Origin of the sequence: Rubritepida flocculans DSM 14296 (assembly GCF_000425365.1) — a bacterium.
Lineage (GTDB): Bacteria > Pseudomonadota > Alphaproteobacteria > Acetobacterales > Acetobacteraceae > Roseococcus > Roseococcus flocculans.
Window position 1 is genome coordinate 24,908 of record NZ_AUDH01000011.1, and the last position, 14,596, is coordinate 39,503.

14 protein-coding genes are annotated in these 14,596 nt (G+C 72.3%); 7 read left to right on the forward strand and 7 right to left on the reverse strand.

Annotation, left to right across the window (positions count from 1 at the left end):
• Window positions 1-36: 36 nt before the first annotated feature.
• Genes gshB through H596_RS0111140 form a run of 3 tightly spaced genes read right to left on the reverse strand, consistent with a single transcriptional unit; the run spans window position 37 to window position 3,084 of the window.
• Window positions 37-996 carry a glutathione synthase gene (gshB, locus tag H596_RS0111130; protein WP_037301013.1) on the reverse strand — a complete coding sequence of 320 codons (960 nt, stop codon included), beginning with the start codon at window positions 994-996 and terminating at the stop codon, window positions 37-39.
• Window positions 997-1,026: 30 nt separating this feature from the next.
• Window positions 1,027-2,547, reverse strand: coding sequence for a 2,3-bisphosphoglycerate-independent phosphoglycerate mutase (gene gpmI / locus H596_RS0111135; RefSeq protein ID WP_027284958.1), 1,521 nt, complete (start codon window positions 2,545-2,547; stop codon window positions 1,027-1,029).
• Window positions 2,548-2,574: 27 nt separating this feature from the next.
• Window positions 2,575-3,084 (reverse strand): TetR-like C-terminal domain-containing protein, encoded by a 510-nt coding sequence (locus tag H596_RS0111140; RefSeq protein WP_027284959.1) that lies wholly within the window; start codon window positions 3,082-3,084, stop codon window positions 2,575-2,577.
• A 51-nt stretch (window positions 3,085-3,135) separates the two neighbouring features.
• Between H596_RS0111140 and H596_RS0111145 the strand changes: the two genes are divergently transcribed.
• Entirely contained in the window at window positions 3,136-3,492 is a 357-nt protein-coding gene (locus tag H596_RS0111145; protein ID WP_037301015.1) for a DUF2306 domain-containing protein, read from the forward strand.
• Window positions 3,493-3,647: 155 nt separating this feature from the next.
• On the opposite strand, the gene H596_RS0111150 is transcribed toward H596_RS0111145, so the two are convergent.
• Window positions 3,648-5,189, reverse strand: coding sequence for an MmgE/PrpD family protein (locus H596_RS0111150; RefSeq protein ID WP_027284961.1), 1,542 nt, complete (start codon window positions 5,187-5,189; stop codon window positions 3,648-3,650).
• A 128-nt stretch (window positions 5,190-5,317) separates the two neighbouring features.
• On the opposite strand from H596_RS0111150, the gene H596_RS0111155 reads away from it, so the two are divergent.
• The 6 genes from H596_RS0111155 to H596_RS0111180 all read left to right on the forward strand — a co-directional run bounded on the left by H596_RS0111155 (window position 5,318) and on the right by H596_RS0111180 (window position 10,400).
• The gene (locus H596_RS0111155; protein ID WP_027284962.1) at window positions 5,318-6,691 is read left to right on the forward strand and encodes a dihydroorotase; all 1,374 of its coding nucleotides are present in this window, start codon (window positions 5,318-5,320) and stop codon (window positions 6,689-6,691) included.
• The gene (locus H596_RS24845) at window positions 6,691-7,314 is read left to right on the forward strand and encodes a CatB-related O-acetyltransferase (RefSeq protein ID WP_027284963.1); all 624 of its coding nucleotides are present in this window, start codon (window positions 6,691-6,693) and stop codon (window positions 7,312-7,314) included. Before H596_RS0111155 ends, H596_RS24845 begins: the two co-directional genes overlap by 1 nt.
• A gap of 90 nt (window positions 7,315-7,404) precedes the next feature.
• Window positions 7,405-8,373, forward strand: a complete 969-nt coding sequence (locus H596_RS0111165) for an MBL fold metallo-hydrolase (protein WP_027284964.1) — start codon at window positions 7,405-7,407, stop codon at window positions 8,371-8,373.
• Window positions 8,374-8,575: 202 nt separating this feature from the next.
• Complete coding sequence (locus tag H596_RS0111170) at window positions 8,576-9,082, forward strand: YcgN family cysteine cluster protein (RefSeq protein ID WP_027284965.1); 507 nt, start codon at window positions 8,576-8,578, stop codon at window positions 9,080-9,082.
• Window positions 9,079-10,014, forward strand: a complete 936-nt coding sequence (locus H596_RS0111175) for a dihydrodipicolinate synthase family protein (RefSeq protein ID WP_027284966.1) — start codon at window positions 9,079-9,081, stop codon at window positions 10,012-10,014. The genes H596_RS0111170 and H596_RS0111175 overlap by 4 nt, the downstream gene beginning before the upstream one ends.
• On the forward strand, window positions 10,014-10,400 hold the full coding sequence (locus H596_RS0111180) for a cupin domain-containing protein (protein WP_156910095.1): 387 nt from the start codon (window positions 10,014-10,016) through the stop codon (window positions 10,398-10,400). The genes H596_RS0111175 and H596_RS0111180 overlap by 1 nt, the downstream gene beginning before the upstream one ends.
• Window positions 10,401-10,569: 169 nt before the next feature.
• Here H596_RS0111180 and H596_RS0111185 read toward each other — a convergent pair whose 3' ends face one another.
• Genes H596_RS0111185 through thrC form a run of 3 tightly spaced genes read right to left on the reverse strand, consistent with a single transcriptional unit; the run spans window position 10,570 to window position 14,583 of the window.
• Complete coding sequence (locus H596_RS0111185) at window positions 10,570-11,898, reverse strand: TldD/PmbA family protein (RefSeq protein WP_027284968.1); 1,329 nt, start codon at window positions 11,896-11,898, stop codon at window positions 10,570-10,572.
• Window positions 11,895-13,160: a M16 family metallopeptidase gene (locus tag H596_RS0111190; protein WP_027284969.1), complete on the reverse strand. Its 1,266-nt coding sequence runs from the start codon at window positions 13,158-13,160 to the stop codon at window positions 11,895-11,897. The genes H596_RS0111185 and H596_RS0111190 overlap by 4 nt, the downstream gene beginning before the upstream one ends.
• Window positions 13,161-13,176: 16 nt before the next feature.
• Complete coding sequence (gene thrC, locus H596_RS0111195; RefSeq protein WP_027284970.1) at window positions 13,177-14,583, reverse strand: threonine synthase; 1,407 nt, start codon at window positions 14,581-14,583, stop codon at window positions 13,177-13,179.
• Between the last annotated feature and the right edge of the window lie 13 nt (window positions 14,584-14,596).

The window sequence follows — 14,596 nt, forward strand, 5'->3', positions numbered from 1 at the left end:
GGGCGCGCGGGGGGGGCTTGTCAGGCGCGCCGGCCCTCAGCCCCGCCGCGCCTCGATCGCGTCCCAGATCGCGCGTTCGAGATGCACGCCCTCGAAGCGCGCCAGCTCCTGCAGCCCGGTGGGCGAGGTGACGTTGATCTCGGTGAGATAGCCGCCGATCACGTCGATCCCCACGAAGATCAGCCCGCGCTTCCTTAGCTCGGGGCCGATGCGCGCGCAGATTTCGCGCTCGCGCTCGGTCAGCGTCGTGGGCTCCGGCCTTCCGCCGACATGCATGTTGCTGCGCGCCTCGCCCTCGGCCGGGACGCGGTTGATGGCGCCCATCGCCTCGCCGTCCACCAGGATCACGCGCTTGTCGCCGAAGCGCACGGCGGGGAGGTATTGCTGCACCACCAGCGGCTCGCGCGAGCGCTCGGTGAACATCTCGATCAGCGCGTTGAGGTTCGGATCATCGGGGCGGATGTGGAAGACGCCCGCCCCGCCGTTGCCGAACAGGGGCTTGACGATGATGTCGCCATGCTTCGCGCGGAAGCGGCGGATTTGCTGCGTGTCCGCCGTCACCAGCGTCTCGGGCATCAGGTCCGGGAAATGGGTGACGAAGAGCTTCTCGGGCGCGTTGCGCACGCTCGCGGGGTCGTTCACCACGAGGGTGTGCGGGTGGATGTGCTCGAGGATGTGCGTGGCCGTGATGTAGGCCATGTCGAAGGGCGGATCCTGGCGCATCAGCACCACGTCGGCGTCGCGCGCGAGGTCGAGCTCGACGGGCGCGCCGAAGGTGAAGTGGTTGCCCTTCTCGCGCCGCACCGTGACGGGGTGGGCCTGCGCGATGACGCGGCCCGCGTGCAGCGAGAGGTGGCGCACATGGTAGTGCCACAGCGCATGGCCGCGCGCCTGCGCCTCCAGCATCAGCGCGAAGGTGCTGTCGGCCTCGATGTTGATGGATTCGATCGGGTCCATCTGGACCGCCACGCGCAGCGCCATGCTCGCCCCCCGCATTTGCCCGGCTGATGTGGCACGCGCCGCGCGCTACGCCAACAGGCTGCGCCCGGTCATGGCCGCGGGCTGGTCGAGCCCCATCAGCGCGAGCAGGGTGGGCGCGATGTCCGCAAGCCGGCCCTCGCGCAGCACCGCGCCCTCCGGCCCGCCCATCAGCAGCACCGGCACCACATGGGTGGTGTGGGCGGTGTGCGGGCCGCCGGTCGCGGGGTCGCGCATCAGCTCGGCGTTGCCGTGGTCGGCGGTGACGAGCAGCGCGCCCCCGGCCGCCGCGATGGCGTCGGCGATCAGGCCGAGCCCCGCGTCCACCGCCTCGCAGGCGCGGATGGCGGCCGGCAGGCTGCCCGTGTGGCCCACCATGTCGGCATTGGCGAAGTTCAGCACGATCAGATCCTGCGCGCCGGAGCGGATGGCCTCCACCGCGCGGCGCGCGAGTTCGGGCGCGCTCATCTCGGGCTGGAGGTCATAGGTCGCGACCTTGGGCGAGGGCACGAGGATGCGCTCCTCGCCCGGGAAGGGGGTCTCCTCCCCGCCGTTCAGGAAATAGGTGACGTGTGGGTATTTCTCCGTCTCCGCCATGCGGAGCTGGCGAAGCCCCGCGGCGCTGACCACGGCGCCCAGGATGTCGGCCATGGATTGCGGCGGGAAGAGCGTCGCCATCCAGGCGTTCAGCTCGCGCGAATACTCCGTCATGCCGAGTGCCGCGGCGAAGCGCGGCGCGCGGGGCCGGGCGAAGCCGGCGAAGCCGGGGTCGAGCAGCGCAGCGAGGATTTCCCGCACCCGGTCGGCCCGGAAATTGAAGCAGAGCACGCCGTCGCCGTCCTTCATCCCGGCATGGCCGGGCAGCACGGTGGCGGGCATGAACTCGTCCGTCACGTCGCGCGCATGGGCGGCGGCGAGCGCGGCCTGGGCGCTGGCCGCCGCCTCGCCCTCGGCGAGCACCATGGCGCGCCAGGCCTTCTCCACCCGCTCCCAGCGGTTGTCGCGATCCATCGCCCAGTGGCGGCCGATGAGGGTGGCAAGCCGCGTGCGCGAGAGGCCCGAGAGCCCCTGCTCCACGGCGGCGAGCGCGGCGGGGGCCGAGCGGGGCGGCGTGTCGCGCCCATCCGTCAGGGCGTGCAGCGCGACGGGGATGCCTGCATGGTCCAGCAACCGCGCCAGCGCCACGCCATGGTCCTGGTGGCTGTGCACGCCGCCGGGCGAGACGAGGCCGATGAGATGCGCCGTGCCGCCGCTCGCGCGCAGCGCCGCGATGAAGGCCTGCAGCGGCGCCATGCCGCCGAGCTCGCCCTGCGCGATGGCCGCGTCGATGCGCGGCAGATCCTGCATCACCACGCGGCCGGCGCCGATGTTGAGGTGGCCCACCTCGCTGTTGCCCATCTGCCCCGGCGGCAGCCCGACATCGAGGCCCGAGGTGCGCAGGAAGTTGCGCGGGCAGGCGGCCCAGAGCGCGTCGAAGCGCGGGGTGCGGGCGAGCGCCACCGCATTGTCCTCCGCCTCGGTGCGATGGCCCCAGCCATCGAGGATCACGAGCATGACGGGCTTCTTCATGCAGCGCGGATTAGGCCGGAAACGCCCTCATGTCAGCAGCCGGGCCACCACCGCCTCGGGATCCTCGGCGGGGATGGCGCCGTCCAGCAGCAGATGGGCGAGGCCGTGCACCAGCGCCCAGGCGCGCAGGGCCGCCTCGGGCGAGGGGGCGGCGGCGTTCAGCGCGGCGAAGGCCGCCCCGGCCGCCTCGGACAGCGGCGGTCGCCCGCCCGCCCGGCGCAGCAGCGGGCCGAACATCAGCCGGAATCGGCCCGGGCGGGCCAGGGCGAAGCGCACATAGGCGGGGCCCATCTCGGGGAGAGGCTTGCCGGCCAGGGCAGCGCCGAACTCGGCGAAGTGCCGGGCGGCGAGCGCGGCCAGCAGCGCCTCCTTGTCCGCGAAGTGGCGATAGGCGGCGGTGGCGGAGACGCCGGCCATGCGCGCGGCCTCGCGCAGCGAGACGGCGCCATCTCCGCCCTGGTCGAGCAGCGCGTCGGCGGCGTCGAGCAGGGCCGAGCGCAGATCGCCGTGGTGGTAGGGCTTCTCGGATGTTGACATTGCTCACATCAGGGGTATGTTGATGGCGTCAACATAGACGGGCCCGCCGCCATGTCCATGATCCATCTCCATCTCGCCGCCTCGCTCCTGGCGCTGGGGGGCATCCTTGCGGTGCTGGCGCTGCCCAAGGGGCGCCTCGCGCATCGTCTCATCGGGCGGGGGGCGGCGGCGATGCTGCTCCTCTCGGCGATCTCCTCCTTCGAGATCGCCTCGCGCGGGCATCTCTCGGCCATCCACATCCTGTCGGTGGTGACGCTGGTGAATGTGCCCTTCGCCATCTGGGCGGCGCGCACGGGGCGCATCGCCACGCACCGCAGGGCGATGCTGGCCAATGCGGGCGGGCTGGCGGTGGCGGGGCTCTTCGCCACCTTCGCGCCGGGGCGTTATACCAGCGGCCGCTTGCTTTGACCGCTGAAGCTGCGGCGCGGCCGCTGGTATGTCTTTGTTTTGGCACGCCGCCGCCCACCAACCCGGCGTGCGAGATACGTCCGGCGTAGCCGCCGGCCGTATTACCCTACGGTCTGCTGTTCGGGGCGGCGTGAACCCGCCGCCCCGTGCCGCGCTCAGAAGATGCCCGGCTTGCTCTCGGCCAGCGTGCCCTTCGGCAGCGCGACGTTGAGCGCGGAGAGCTCGCCCGCCTTGAGGCTCAGCACGTTCTCCGCCGCCTCGATGAAGCGGTTGGCCTCGCGCGTCGTGATGATCCCCTCGGTCAGGGTGCGGAACTTGCGGATGTAGTCCGCCCGGCCGAAGGGCTTCGCCCCGCGCGGGTGCGCGTTGGCCACGCCGAGCTCGTCCACCTTCGTCGTGCCGTCCTTGAACAGGATTTCCACCCGCCCGCCGAAGGCCAGCGTGTCGGGATCCTTGGAGTGGTAGCGCTCGGTCCAGGCCGGATCCTCGCGCGTCTCGATCTTGTTCCAGAGCCGCACCGTGTCGGGGCGCGAGGCGCGCTTGGGCGTGTAGCTCTCGACATGGTGCCAGAAGCCGTCCTGCAGCGCCACGGCGAAGATGTACATGATCGAGTGGTCGAGCGTCTCGCGGCTCGCCTTCGGGTCCATCTTCTGCGGGTCGTTCGCCCCGGTGCCGATCACGTAATGGGTGTGATGGCTGGTGTGGATGGTGATCTTCTCGATGCTGTCCCAGTCCGTGATGCCCTCGCGCATGCGGAAGGCGAGGTCGATCAGCGCCTGGCTCTGGTACTCGGCCGAGTGCTCCTTGGTGTAGCTGTCGAGGATCGCGCGCTTGGGCTCGCCCGGCGCGGGCAGCGGCACGTTGTAGTACACGGGGTCATAGACGGTGTTGCGCCCGAATTTCTCCGCCTGGGTGCGGCCCGCGAGCACCCAGGCGATCACGCTGTCCTCGCCCTCGTAGATGGGCGAGGGCGCGCCCTCGCCGCGCATGCAGCGGTCCACCGCCTCGACGGCGAGCTTGCCCGCATGCGCCGGCGCATAGGCCTTCCAGGAGCTGATCTCGCCCTTGCGCGACTGGCGGAAGCTGATCGAGGTGTGCAGCGCCTGCTGCACGGCCTGGAAGATCACCTCCTGCTTCAGCCCGAGCAGCGTGCCGATGCCCGCCGCCGCCGCGGGGCAGAGATGGGCGATGTGGTCCACCTTGTGCTCGTGCAGGCAGATCGCGCGCACCAGGTCGATATGGATCTCGTAGGCGGTGGCGAGGCCGCGGATCAGGTCGCGCCCCGAACGCCCCATCGCCTGCGCCACCGCCAGCACGGGCGGGATGTTGTCGCCCGGGTGCGAGTAGTCGGCGGCGAGGAAGGTGTCGTGCATGTCGAGCTCGCGCACCGCCGTGCCGTTCGCCCAGGCCGCCCATTCCGGGCTGACCGTGGTGCCGGAGGCGACGCCGAACACCGTCGCCCCGCCCTCCTTCTTGCGGTGGCCGAGGGCCATGCCGCGCGCGGAGACCACGGGCCGGCGGTTGATCGCCGCGATGGCCACCGCGGCGTTGTCGATGATGCGGTTGATGATCATCGCCGCCACTTCCTTCTCCACCGGAACCTTGTCGGTGGCGACGCCCGCGATCTTCCAGGCGAGCTGATCCTCGCGCTTGAGCAGCGCCTTGGAGGGGTGGACCTTCACGGGGTGCATCTGCATGGCCAGCGCCTTCCTCATGCCTCCGGCGCTTGGCGAACCCGCCGCCCGCGCCTAGCCTCTGATTTCATACGACGGCGCGCATCCTATCGGGCGCGGCCGGCATGTCCACTCGGCGGGGGGCGGCGCGCATGGCGTTCGATCTGGTGGTGCGCGGGGATCTGGTTCTGGGCGAGCGGATCCTCGAACGGGGCTATGTGGCGGTGAAGGGCGGGGCCATCGCGGCCATCGGCCAGGGCGCGCCCCCCGCGGCGGACGAGACGGCCGACCATTCGGGCATGCTCGTCTTCCCCGGGCTGGTGGACGGACACATGCACACCTCGAGCAGCACCGGCTGGCCGGGCATCGAGGGCGCCTCCATGTCCGCCGCCGCCGGCGGCGTGACCACCTGCGTGGACATGCCCTACGACGTGCCGCGCCCGGTGACGGACGCCGCGATCCTCGCGGAGAAGATCGAGCACGTGAACCGCCTCTCCCATGTAGACATGGCGCTCTACGGCACGCTGCGGAAGGACGGGAACGTGGAGGACGTGGCGGGGCTCGTCGCCGGCGGCGTCTGCTCCTTCAAGCTCTCCACCTACGAGTACGACCCCGTGCGCTTCCCGCGCATCGACCACCCGACCATGCTGCGCGCCTTCGCCGAGATCGCGAAGACGAACCTCATGGTCGCGATCCACAACGAGGACCAGGAGCTCGTCGAGAAGCTCACCGCCCAGGCCCGCGCGGCAGGCCGCACCGACCCCATCATGCATTGCCGCACCCGCCCGCCCATCACCGAAAGCATGGCGGATCTCGAGATCTTCGAGATGGCGCTGGAGACGGGCTGCCACGTCCACATCGCCCATTCCTCGCTGGCGCGCGGCTTCGCGCTGGCGGAGATGTTCCGCAACCAGGGCGCGCGCACCTCGGGCGAGGCCTGCATCCAGTATCTCTGCATGACGGAGGAGGACCTGATCCGCCTCGAGGGCTTCGGCAAATGCAACCCGCCCTTCCGCACCAGGGAGGAGGTGGAGCGCATGTGGGCGGCGCTCACGGCCGGCAAGATCGCCTATGTCTCCACCGACCACGCGCCCTGGCCGCGCGAGCGCAAGCTCTACGCCGGGGACATCTTCGCCGTCGGCGCCGGGCTGACGGGGCTGCAGAGCTTCGCGCCGCTGATGTTCACCCTGCTCGAGGAGCGCGGCCTGCCGCTCACCCTCATGGCCTCGCTCTGCGCCGAGCGCCCGGCGCGCTTCCACGGCCTCTTCCCGAAGAAGGGCGCGATCCGCATCGGCTGCGACGCCGACCTCATGGTGATGGAGCGCGGCGCCTTCCGCTTCGACGCGACGAAGATCCAGGACCGCGAGAACGCCCGCTGGTCGCCCTATGACGGCATGGCGATGCGCGCGCGCGTGGCCGCCACCTATCTGCGCGGCGCGCGCATCTGGGACGGCGAGCGCGTGCTGGCCAGGCCCGGCACGGGCCGCTTCGTGCCGCGCCAGCATGGGGAGTGCTTCCTGGGCTGATGCCGCCGGACCCGCTCGCCCGCACCCCCATCCCCGGCGCGCCGCGCCTCGCCTTCCTGCGCGCGGTGGTGGACCACCCGCAGGTGGAGGTGGGCGATTTCACCTATTACGACGACCCGGACGGGCCGGAGCATTTCCTGGCCCGCTGCGTCTCCTACCTGTTCGACTTCATCGGCGATCGGCTGGTCATCGGCCGTTTCTGCATGATCGCCACGGGCGTGCGCTTCCTGATGAACGGCGGCAACCACGACGCGCGCGGCGTCTCGGCCTACCCCTTCGGCGCCTTCCCCGGCTGGCGCGGCGCGCCGCCGCCCGAGGGCGAGCTGCGCGGCGACACGGTGCTGGGCCATGACGTGTGGGTGGGGGCGCACGCCACGATCCTGCCCGGCATCACCATCGGCAGCGGCGCGATCATCGGCGCGGGCAGCGTGGTGACGCGCGCGGTGCGGCCCTATGCCGTCGTCGCCGGCAACCCGGCGCGTGAAGTCCGTCGCCGCTTCGACGACGCGACGGTGGCCGCGCTGCTCGACATCGCCTGGTGGGACTGGCCGGCCGAGAAGATCGAGCGGAACCTGGGCGCCATCCTCGGCGCCGATCCGGCGGCGCTGCGCGCGGCGGCCTGACGCCCCTGCCCATGCGAGGGGTTTTCGTTGCGCCCCTGGCGTCCGCCCATGGCATACCCATCTGCGCAAGGGTCCAGGGAGAGACGCCCCATGAACACCGATCGCCGAGGCCTGTTCGCCGGTTCCGCCGCCGTCGCCGCCGCGCTGGCCCTGCCCGCCGCCGCGCAGCAGGCCGCCGCGCCGCCCGCCCCCGCGCAGGCGCCGGGCTTCTACCGCTTCAAGCTGGGCGGCTTCACCGTCACCACCGTGCATGACGGGTTCTTCCGCCGCCCCGTGGAGGGCTTCGTGCGCGGCGTGCCCACCGCCGAGGTGCAGGCGCTGCTCGCCGAGGCCTTTCTGCCGGGCGATCAGCTCACCATCCCCTTCACCATCACCTTCGTCGAGACGCCCCGCGGCCTCTATGTCTTCGACGCCGGCACCGGCGCGCAGATGGCGCCCACCGCCGGGCAGATGGCGGCCAATATGCGCGCCGCCGGGCTCGACCCCGCGCGGGTGACCGGGGTGATCGTCAGCCATTTCCATGGCGACCACATCACCGGCCTCACCACCGCGCAGAACGAGCGCGCCTTCCCCAACGCCGAGATCATCGTCCCCGCCGCCGAATGGGCCTGGTGGAGCGATGATGCGAACGCGGCGCGCAGCCCGGAGGGCCAGCGCCCCAACTTCGCCAACACCGCCCGCCGTTTCGGCCCCTACCAGGGCCGCATCCGCCAGGTGCGCGACGGCGAGGAGGTGGCGCCCGGCATCCGCGCCGTCTCCGCGCATGGGCACACGCCCGGGCACACCGTCTATCACGTCGCGGACGGGGCGGATCAGATGATGTTCCTCGCCGACCTCACGAACCGGCCGGAAATCGGCGCCCGCCGGCCGGACTGGCAGATCGTCTTCGACTTCGACGGCGAGGCGGCCGCCGCCACCCGCCGCCGCGTCTTCGACCGGGTGGCGAGCGAGCGCATGCGCGTGACGGGCTACCATTACATGTTCCCCTCCACCGGCTTCATCGCGCGGGAGGGGCAGGGCTTCCGCTTCGTCCCGGCCGACTGGTCGAGCCAGGTCTGATGCGGGCGGCATGCCATCATGCCGTCCGTATCGCGCGCAGGGTTGACGGGCTCCCATCGAAGCCGTGCTTCGATGGGACCGGGCGTGGCGGCTCAGCGCCAGAACAATGGCATGCCAGCGGCCGCGCCGCCGTCTCATGAGGCAAGAGAGCGGCCGCCGGGGTGAGGCTGCCCAGCGGCGCGGATGGCGCTACAATGGCCGCGTGCCCGCCTCCCCGCCCTTCTGGCAGACCACGCCGCTCGAGAAGATGACGCGCGCGCAGTGGGAGAGCCTCTGCGACGGCTGCGGGCGCTGCTGCCTGCACAAGATCCGCGACGAGGAGACGGGCCGCGTCCACCACACCGAGGTGGCCTGCCGCCTGCTCGACCTCTCCACCGCCCGCTGCGGCGACTACGCGCACCGCAAGGCCCGCGTGCCGGACTGCATCCGCCTCACCCCCGCGCGGCTGCGCAAGATGGACTGGCTGCCGCCCACCTGCGCCTACCGCCTGCTCGCCGAGGGGCGGGACCTGCCGGCCTGGCACCCGCTGCGCTCGGGCGAGGCGGGGAGCGTGGCGCGCGCGGGCGTCTCCGTCGCGGGCCGCGCGGTGAGCGAGCGCGAGGCCGGCGCGCTCGAGGATCACGTCGTCGCATGGCCCGCGCGCTGGCCGCGGCGCGCCGGCGAGAAGCCCCCTTTTCTGCCCACTCCCTTGCAAGGAAACGCCCGATGAAGGACGCGCTCTACGGCGGGATCAACGCCGCGGTGCTCACCGCGATGAACCCCGACCTCTCGCCCAACCTCGACCGCATGGCCGCCCACGCGAAGTGGCTGCTGGCGAATGGCTGCAACGGCCTCGGCATCCTCGGCACCACGGGCGAGGCCAACAGCTTCGGCCTGCATGAGCGCATGGCGATCCTCGAGGGGCTGATCGCGCGCGGCGTGCCGGCCGCGGCGATGATGCCGGGCACCGGCTGCGCCAGCCTGACCGACACGGTGGAGCTGACGCGCCACGCCCGCGCGCAGGGCTGCCGCGGCGTGCTGCTGCTGCCGCCCTTCTACTACAAGAACCCCAGCGATGACGGGCTCTTCGCCTATTTCGCGCAGGTGGTCGAGCACGTGGGCCCCGGCATCGCGCTCTACCTCTACCACTTCCCGCAGCAATCGGCCGTGCCCTTCAGCCTCTCCCTCATCGGCCGGCTGCTCGACGCCTTCCCCGGCGTGTTCAAGGGCGTGAAGGACAGCTCGGGCGACTACGCGAACATGAAGGCGATGATCGACGCCTTCGCCGCGCGCGGCTTCGAGGTGTATTCGGGCAGCGACGAGTTCGTGCAGCGCATCCTCGCCGATGGCGGGGCGGGCTGCATCACCGCCGCCTCCAACGCCAACAGCCATTGGGGCGGCATCGTCTATGCGAAGCGCACGGGGCCGGAGGCCGACGCCGCCCAGGCCATGCTGACCGCCACCCGCAAGGCCGCGACCAGCGTGCCGCTCATCCCCGGCCTGCGCGAGATCATCGCGCGCAGCACCGGCGACGATGGCTGGCGCACCATCCGCCCGCCGCACCTGCCGCTCTCGCCCGCCGAGGGCGACAAGGTCTGGGCCGCCTGGCAGGCCGCGGGCGCGCTGCCGCTGCCGGGCATGATGAAGCAGGCGGCGGAGTGATGCGCCCGGCACCCGGGCCGGGCGCATCGGCGCGCGGGGTTGGTGGGGCGGCCGCGCGCGAGAACGACTCCGCCCGGGAGCCGCTGCGCTGCCGTGCGCCCGCGGTGGCGACGGTGCAGGTGGAGGACGACAAGGTCCGCGTCACGCGCTGGGACTTCGAACCCGGCGCGGAGACGGGCTTCCACCGCCATGGCTGGCTCTATGTGGTGGTGCCGGTGCATGACGGCACGCTGCACATCGAGTTCCCGGACGGCACGCACACGAAGGCGGAGCTGAAGGCGGGAGTCGCCTACGCGCGCCCCGCCGGCGTGGAGCACAATGTCGTCAACGGCGGGCCCGCGCCGCTCAGCTTCGTCGAGACGGAGGTCAAGGCCTGGCCCGGGTGACGGGCCTCATACCAGCGGCCGCTTGCTTTGACCCGTGCGGCAGCGGCGCAGCCGCTGGTATGCCTTTGTTTCGGCGCGCAGCCGCCACGCCGGGTCCCATCGAAGCAAAGCTTCGATGGGGGCCCGTCAACCCTGCGCGCGATACGGTCGGCATGACATGCCGCCCGTATCACGCCCCCGCCAGCGTCATCGCGTCCACGCGCAGGGTGGGCGCATCCGTGCCGCGCCTGAACTCGAGATCGTTCGCCGCGTGCAGCATGCGGAACATCTCGGGCAGCTTGCCCGCGATGGTGATCTCGCCCACCGGCTCGGCGAGGGCGCCGTCGCGGATCATGAAGCCCGCCGCCCCGCGCGAGTAGTCGCCGGTGACGCCGTTCACGCCCATGCCGATGAGCTCGGTCACGTAGAGCCCCTCGACGATGTCGCTCATCAGCTCCCGCGGGGTGACGTAGCCGGCCTCCAGCCAGAGGTTGCTGGGGGCGGGCGCGGGCGGGCCGCCCGTGCCGCGCGCGGCGTGGCCGGTGGTGGCGCGGCCGAGCTGCGCCGCGCTGCGGCTCTCCATCAGCCAGGTGGTCAGCACCCCGTCCTCGACCAGGGCGCGGCGGCGGCCCGGCTGGCCCTCGCCGTCGAAGGGGCGGGAGCGCGGGCCGCGCGGGCGCAGCGGGTCGTCCCAGACATACATCCCGCGCGGCAGCACGGGCGTGCCCAGCGCGTCCTTCATGAAGGAGGTGCCGCGGGCGATGGCCGCGCCGTTGATCGCGTTCGCCAGATGCCCGAGCAGCGAGGCCGCGACGCGCGGGTGATAGACCACCGGCAGCCGCGCCGATTTCGGCCGGCGCGGATGGAGGCGCGCCACCGCCTGCTCGCCCGCGCGGCGGCCGATCAGCGCCGCGTCCTCGAGCTCGGAGAGATGCGTGCGGCTCGCATAGTCGTAGTCGCGCTGCATCGCCGTGCCCTCGCCCGCGAGCGCGGTGGCCGAGACGCTGTGGCTCGAGCGCGCGTATCCCCCGAAGAAGCCGCGCGAGGTGGCGAGCGCGCGGCGCGTGCGCGCCCAGCCGGCGCTGGCGCCCTCGCTGTTCGTGACGCCGGGCACGGAGAGCGCCGCCTCCTCCGCCGCAGCGGCCCGGGCCAGCAGCGCCTCGGCGCAAGGCTCCTGGCCGTCGTCGAGCTCGAGCGGGCGCGGATCCATGGGCGGCGGCGCGTCGAGGATCATCGCGAAACGGTCCTCCGGCACCACGCGGGCCATGGCGACGGCGCGCTCGGCGAGTGCGGCGAAGCCCGCGGGGTCCGCGTCGGTGCCGCTGACGACCGCGACGCGGTGGCCAACGAAGACGCGCAGCCCGAGGTCCACGGCCTCGGAACGCTCGATCTGCTCGACGGCGCCGAGGCGGCGCTGCACGGAGAGCGAGGCGGAGTGCACCAGCAGCGCATCCGCCTGGTCCGCCCCCGCGCGCTTCGCCGCCGCGAGAAGGGCGGAGAGCCGGTCCGCGTCGGTCATGCCGCGAGCTTCTCCGCGATGGCCTCAAGGCGCGGCACCCGGCCCACCGGGCCGAGCGCGGCCAGGGTGGGGCGCGCGCGGAACAGCCGGGCGGCGGCGCGCTGCACGTCCTCGACCGTGACGGCGGCGATGCGCGCCTTGGTCTCCTCGATGGGGATGACGCGGCCGTGGATCTGGATCTGCCGCGCGATCTGCTCGCAGCGCGAGCCGGTGGATTCGAGCGACATCAGCAGCGAGGCGCGGAGCTGCGCCTTGGCGCGGTCCAGCTCCTCCTGCGTCACGTCGCGCTGCACGCGGCGCAGCTCCTCCACCGCGACGGGAACGAGCTCGGCCGCCTGCTCCTCGCCCGTGCCGGCATAGAGGGCGAAGACGCCGCTGTCCTCATAGGGGTGGGCGAAGGAGTAGATGGAATAGACGAGGCCGCGCTTCTCGCGGATTTCCTGGAACAGCCGCGAGGACATGCCGCCGCCGAGCAGGGTGGAGAGCAGCAGCACCGCGTAGTGGTCGGGGTCGGCGTAGTGGGTGGAGGGGAAGCCCAGCACCATGTGCACCTGGTCCAGCTCGCGCTCCTCGCGGTGCTCGCCGCCCTGGTAGCGCGCGGGCTCCGGCGCGGGCGGGGCGACGCGGGGAAGGTCCGCGAAATGGCGCTCGACCAGGGCCAGGATCTCCTCGTGCTCCAGCGCGCCGGCGGCGGCCACCACGATCTGCGAGGGGCCGTAATGCCGCGCCATGTAGCCGGTCAGCGCCTCGCGGGGCATGGCGCGGATCACCTCCTCGGTGCCCAGTGTCGGGCGGCCCATGGGCTGGCCGGGGAAGCAGGCTTCCTGGAAATGGTCGAAGATGATGTCGTCGGGCGTGTCGTTCGCCTGGCCGATCTCCTGCAGGATCACGCCGCGCTCGCGCTCCAGCTCCTCGGGCACCAGGGTGGAATGGCAGAGGATGTCGCCGATGATGTCGGCGGCGAGGGCCACATCCTCCTTCAGCACCTTGCAGTAGTAGGCCGTCTGCTCGCGCGCGGTGTAGGCGTTGATGTGCCCGCCCACATTCTCGATCTCGCGCGCGATGGCCGCCGCGTCGCGCCGCGCGGTGCCCTTGAAGGCCATGTGCTCGAGGAAATGCGAGGCGCCGTTCTCGGCCGCGCTCTCGTGCCGCGTGCCGGCATGGACATAGGCGCCGATGGAGACGGTCTCCACGCGCTCCATGCGGTCGGTGACGACGATGAGGCCGGAGGGGAGCTTCGTGAGGCGGAGGGTGTCGGACATGGCGCGGATATGGCCCTCAGGCGGCGTTGCGCAAAGCATGGGCGCGCACGAAGCCCTGCACGGCGGCGAGGTCGTTCGGCAGCACGGCGAGCCGCTCCTCGCGCGCGTAGAGGTCGGCCAGCGCGGGCGGCAGCGGCGGGCGCAGCCCCGTGGCGCGCTCCACCGCGTCCGGGAACTTGGCCGGATGCGCGGTGGCGGCGGTGACGACGGGGATGCCCGGATCGGCCGGCGCATGGGCGCGGGCGGCGGCGAGGCCCACCGCCGTGTGCGGGTCCGCGAGGTAGCCGGCCTCGGCGTGCCAGCGGGCGATCTCGGCGAGGGTGGCGTCATCGTCCAGCGCGAAGCCGGCGAAGTCGGCGCTGGCCGCGCGCCAGGCGGCGTCGGGCACCGGCATGCGGCCGGTGGCGCGGAAGTCGCGCATGATGCGCGCGGTGGCGGCGGCGTCGCGGCCGAGCAGCTCGAAGAGCAGGCGCTCGAAGTTGGAGCTCACCTGGATGTCCATCGAGGGGGACAGCGAGGGCTCGACGGGGCGCACGCTCATGTCGTTCGCCGCGAGGAAGCGCGCCAGGATGTCGTTGCGGTTCGACGCCACGATGAAGCGCGCGATGGGCAGCCCCATGCGCCGCGCCGCCCAGGCGGCCAGCACATTGCCGAAATTGCCGGTGGGCACAGAGACGGCCACCTCGCGCTCCGGCGCGCCGAGGGCGAGGGCGGCGGCGGCGTAATAGGGGATCTGCGCCACGATGCGCGCCCAGTTGATGGAGTTCACGGCGGCCAGCCGCATCTCGGCGCGGAAGGGCGCGTCCACGAACATGGCCTTCACGAGATCCTGGCAGTCGTCGAAGCTGCCCTCGATGGCGAGGTTCGCGACATTGGGGGCCAGCACCGTCGTCATCTGCCGGCGCTGCACCTCGCTGGTGCGGCCCCTGGGGTGCAGGATCACGATGTCCACCGCGGCACGATCCCGGCAGGCCTCGATGGCCGCGCTTCCCGTGTCGCCCGAGGTGGCGCCGACGATGGTGATGCGCTCGCCCCGCTTCGCCAGCACATGGTCGAAGAGCCGGCCGAGAAGCTGCAGCGCCACGTCCTTGAAGGCGAGCGTCGGCCCGTGGAACAGTTCCAGCGCGAAGTCGCGCGGGCCGAGCTGCACCAGCGGCACGGTGGCGGGGTGCCGGAAGCCGGCATAGGCGGCGCGCGTCAGCCCCTGCAGATCCTCGAGGGAGAGGGCGCCGCCCGTGAAGGGGTGGATGAGGCGCGCGGCGAGCTCGGCGTAAGGCAGGCCGCGCAGCGCGCGCCACTCGGCGGCGCCGAGGCTCGGCCAGGATTCCGGCAGGAACAGCCCGCCATCCTCGGCCAGGCCGGCGAGCAGGACATCCTCGAAGCCGCGGGGCGCGGCCTCGCCACGGGTGGAGATGTAGCGCATGGGGCGGGAAGCT

Bases quoted from the DNA above. Each gene is read 5' to 3' on its own strand.
- gshB (WP_037301013.1), bottom strand. From the start codon at position 996: ATGCGGGGGGCGAGCATGGCGCTGCGCGTGGCGGTCCAGATGGACCCG.
- gpmI (WP_027284958.1), bottom strand. From the start codon at position 2,547: ATGAAGAAGCCCGTCATGCTCGTGATCCTCGATGGCTGGGGCCATCGC.
- H596_RS0111140 (WP_027284959.1), bottom strand. From the start codon at position 3,084: ATGTCAACATCCGAGAAGCCCTACCACCACGGCGATCTGCGCTCGGCC.
- H596_RS0111145 (WP_037301015.1), top strand. From the start codon at position 3,136: ATGTCCATGATCCATCTCCATCTCGCCGCCTCGCTCCTGGCGCTGGGG.
- H596_RS0111150 (WP_027284961.1), bottom strand. From the start codon at position 5,189: ATGCAGATGCACCCCGTGAAGGTCCACCCCTCCAAGGCGCTGCTCAAG.
- H596_RS0111155 (WP_027284962.1), top strand. From the start codon at position 5,318: ATGGCGTTCGATCTGGTGGTGCGCGGGGATCTGGTTCTGGGCGAGCGG.
- H596_RS24845 (WP_027284963.1), top strand. From the start codon at position 6,691: ATGCCGCCGGACCCGCTCGCCCGCACCCCCATCCCCGGCGCGCCGCGC.
- H596_RS0111165 (WP_027284964.1), top strand. From the start codon at position 7,405: ATGAACACCGATCGCCGAGGCCTGTTCGCCGGTTCCGCCGCCGTCGCC.
- H596_RS0111175 (WP_027284966.1), top strand. From the start codon at position 9,079: ATGAAGGACGCGCTCTACGGCGGGATCAACGCCGCGGTGCTCACCGCG.
- H596_RS0111180 (WP_156910095.1), top strand. From the start codon at position 10,014: ATGCGCCCGGCACCCGGGCCGGGCGCATCGGCGCGCGGGGTTGGTGGG.
- H596_RS0111185 (WP_027284968.1), bottom strand. From the start codon at position 11,898: ATGACCGACGCGGACCGGCTCTCCGCCCTTCTCGCGGCGGCGAAGCGC.
- H596_RS0111190 (WP_027284969.1), bottom strand. From the start codon at position 13,160: ATGTCCGACACCCTCCGCCTCACGAAGCTCCCCTCCGGCCTCATCGTC.
- thrC (WP_027284970.1), bottom strand. From the start codon at position 14,583: ATGCGCTACATCTCCACCCGTGGCGAGGCCGCGCCCCGCGGCTTCGAG.